The sequence below is a fragment of the Streptomyces phytophilus genome (assembly GCF_013870535.1).
GTDB classification, from domain to species: Bacteria; Actinomycetota; Actinomycetes; order Streptomycetales; family Streptomycetaceae; genus Streptomyces; species Streptomyces phytophilus.
Genome location: NZ_JACBXC010000787.1, coordinates 1 through 2878, shown reverse-complemented (window position 1 = coordinate 2878; position 2878 = coordinate 1). Strand labels below are relative to the sequence as shown.

The following is a 2878-nucleotide window of genomic DNA, read 5'->3' as shown; positions in this document are numbered from 1 at the left end:
GGGTCGACCGCCCCCTCCGCGTACGCCCTGATCGTCGCCGCCAGCCCCGGGGACGCGCTGAGGATGCCCACCGCCGTGGCGTCCTTCAGCGCCAGGGCGCGGGTGTCCAGCAGGCTCGGGGTGCCCGCGAGGCCGATGAAGACCACCCGGCCGCCCGGCTCCACCCACTCCACCGCCCGGGCCGGGAGCGACTCCGCGTTGGAGGCGTCGATCACGGCCTCGTACGGGAGCGGCGGCAGGGACTCCGCCGTCCAGCAGCGGTCGAAGCCCAGGGCCGCCGTGAACTCCGGCGTTGCGGGGTCGCGGCCCAGGAGGTGGACCTCCGCGCCCGCCCGGCGGGCGAACATCGCGACCAGCAGGCCGATCGTGCCCGGCCCCGTCACCAGCACCCGGTCGCCCGGCGCGAGGTCCGCCGCGCGCACCGCGCGCAGCGCGTTGCCGCCCGGTTCCACCAGGGCGCCCAGCGCGTCGTCGACCGAGTCCGGCAGGGCGTGCAACGACGACGCCGGGACGGCCAGTTGCGCCGCCAGCGCGCCCGCGCGACCGAGGATGCCCACCTCCTGGCGGTCCTCGCACAGGTGCTGCCGCCCGCCCCGGCAGCGGCGGCAGGCGCGGCAGCCCAGCATCGTGTCGCCCATCACCCGGCGCCCCACCCAGCCGGGGTCCACGCCCGCGCCGACCGCCGCGACCCGGCCCGACCACTCGTGCCCGGGGCGTACGGGGAACCGGGAGCGGCCGTCGCGGAGGTACTGCAACTCGCCCGAGTACAGCTCGACATCCGTCCCGCACACCCCCACGCGCGCGACGTCCACCACCGCCTCGCCCGGCCCCGCGACCGGCGGCTCGACGTCCTCGACGCCGGCCCGGCCCGCGCCGTGCAGCACGAACGCCCTCAACGCCGGCCCTCAGTGCGACTCACGGCTCACCCCGGCACCGGAGGAGCCCACCAGGAAGTCCAGGTCCGCCCCGGTGTCCGCGCCCTGCACGTGGTCCACGTACAGCCGCTCCCACCCGCGCCGCGGCGCCGCGTAGCCCGCGACCGTCGCCTCGTTGGGCGTACGGGCCGCCAGCTCCGCGTCGGGGACGTCCAGCGTGAGGCTGCGGCCCTCGACGTCGAGGCTGATCCGGTCCCCGGTGCGGACGAGCGCCAGCGGGCCGCCCGCCGCCGCCTCCGGCGCGACGTGCAGCACCACCGTCCCGTACGCCGTGCCGCTCATCCGGCCGTCGCAGACCCGCACCATGTCGCGTACGCCCCGCTCCAGCAGCTTGCGCGGCAGCGGCATGTTCGACACCTCCGGCATGCCGGGGTACCCGCGCGGGCCGCAGCCGCGCAGGACGAGCACCGAGTCGGCGTCGACGTCGAGGTCCGGGTCGTCGATGCGGGCGTGGAAGTCCTCGATGCTGTCGAAGACGACCGCCCGCCCGCGGTGCCGCAGCAACTCCGGTGAGGCGGCGGCGGGTTTGATGAGGGCGCCGGACGGGGCGAGGTTGCCGCGGAGCACGGCGATGCCGGCGGCGGGCTGGAGCGGCGCGTCGCGGGTGCGGACGACCTCGGGGTCCCAGATGCGCGCGCCGTCCAGGTGGTCCACGAGCGGGCGGCCGGTGACGGTGAGCGCCGCCGGGTCGAGCAGGTCGCGCACCTCGTTGAGGACGGCCGCCAGCCCGCCGGCGCGGTACAGGTCGTCCATCAGGAACCGCCCCGCCGGCAGCAGGTCCACCAGCAGCGGTACGTCCGCGCCGACGCGGTCGAAGTCGTCGAGGCTCAACTCCACGCCGAGGCGGCCGGCGAGGGCGAGGAGGTGCACGACGGCGTTGGTGGAGCCGCCGGTGGCGGCGAGCGCGACGATCGCGTTGCGGAACGAGGCGGCGGTGACGACCCGCGACGGGGTACGCCCCTCCCGTACCAGCTCGACCGAGAGCTTCCCCGACTCGTGCGCCGCCTCCAGCAGCCGGCTGTCGGGCGCGGGCGTGCCGGCCAGGCCCGGCAGCACCATGCCCAGCGCCTCGGCGAGCACGGCCATCGTGGAGGCCGTGCCCATGGTGTTGCAGTGCCCGCGGCTGCGGATCATGGACGACTCGGAGCGGGTGAAGTCCCCTTCGGACAGCTCGCCCGCGCGCACCTCCTCGCTCAGCCGCCACACGTCCGTGCCGCAGCCCAACGGCTTGCCGCGGAACGTGCCGGTGAGCATCGGCCCGCCGGGGACGACGAGCGCGGGCAGGTCCACCGAGGCGGCGGCCATGAGCAGCGCGGGGATCGTCTTGTCGCAGCCGCCGAGGAGGACCAGGCCGTCGACCGGGTTGGCGCGGAACATCTCCTCCGCCGCCATCGCCGCCATGTTGCGCCACAGCATCGCCGTGGGGCGCACCTGGGTCTCGCCGAGCGAGACCACCGGCAGCTCCAGCGGCACGCCGCCGGCCTCGTGCACGCCGTCGCGCACGGAGCGGGCGACCTCGGTGAGGTGGGAGTTGCAGGGGGTCAGGTCGGAGGCCGTGTTGGCGATCGCGATGTGGGGGCGGCCGGAGAACGCGTCGCGGGGCAGGCCGCGGCGCATCCACGCGCGGTGGATGTAGGCGTTCCGGTCCGTACCCCCGTACCACTGGGCGCTTCGCAGCTCGGCAGCCATACACCGTCCTTGGAGTCGCAGGGGCGAACACCCGCACAGTAAACGGTTACTGCGCACCTGCCTACCCGTCGGCGTGCTGGCCGTCGGCGCCCGCCTGGCCTATTATCCCCACATGTCTTGGGAAAATGACTCGCCGCTCGTGCCGCTGCGTGCGCTGGCCAACCCGCTGCGTATCCGCATCGTTTCGCTGCTCACCGGCGCGCCGATGTCGGCGACGGAGGTGGCGGCGGAGCTGGGCATCGCGCACGGCTCGG

The 2878-nt window shown here is 75.5% G+C and carries 3 protein-coding genes; 1 reads left to right on the top strand and 2 read right to left on the bottom strand.

Features of this window, described 5'->3' with window-relative positions; genetic code table 11:
• Together H5J30_RS25240 and H5J30_RS25235 are read right to left on the bottom strand one after the other, a co-directional pair.
• On the bottom strand, positions 1-896 hold an 896-nt coding region (locus tag H5J30_RS25240), incomplete at its 3' end, for a zinc-dependent alcohol dehydrogenase (RefSeq protein WP_181789652.1).
• A gap of 9 nt (positions 897-905) precedes the next feature.
• Entirely contained in the window at positions 906-2624 is a 1719-nt protein-coding gene (locus tag H5J30_RS25235; RefSeq protein ID WP_181789651.1) for an IlvD/Edd family dehydratase, read from the bottom strand.
• 112 nt (positions 2625-2736) lie between these two features.
• On the opposite strand from H5J30_RS25235, the gene H5J30_RS25230 reads away from it, so the two are divergent.
• Positions 2737-2878, top strand: a 142-nt coding sequence (locus H5J30_RS25230) for a helix-turn-helix domain-containing protein (RefSeq protein ID WP_220189346.1), incomplete at its 3' end; no start/stop codon positions are given.

Bases quoted from the DNA above. Each gene is read 5' to 3' on its own strand.
- H5J30_RS25235 (WP_181789651.1), bottom strand. From the start codon at position 2,624: ATGGCTGCCGAGCTGCGAAGCGCCCAGTGGTACGGGGGTACGGACCGG.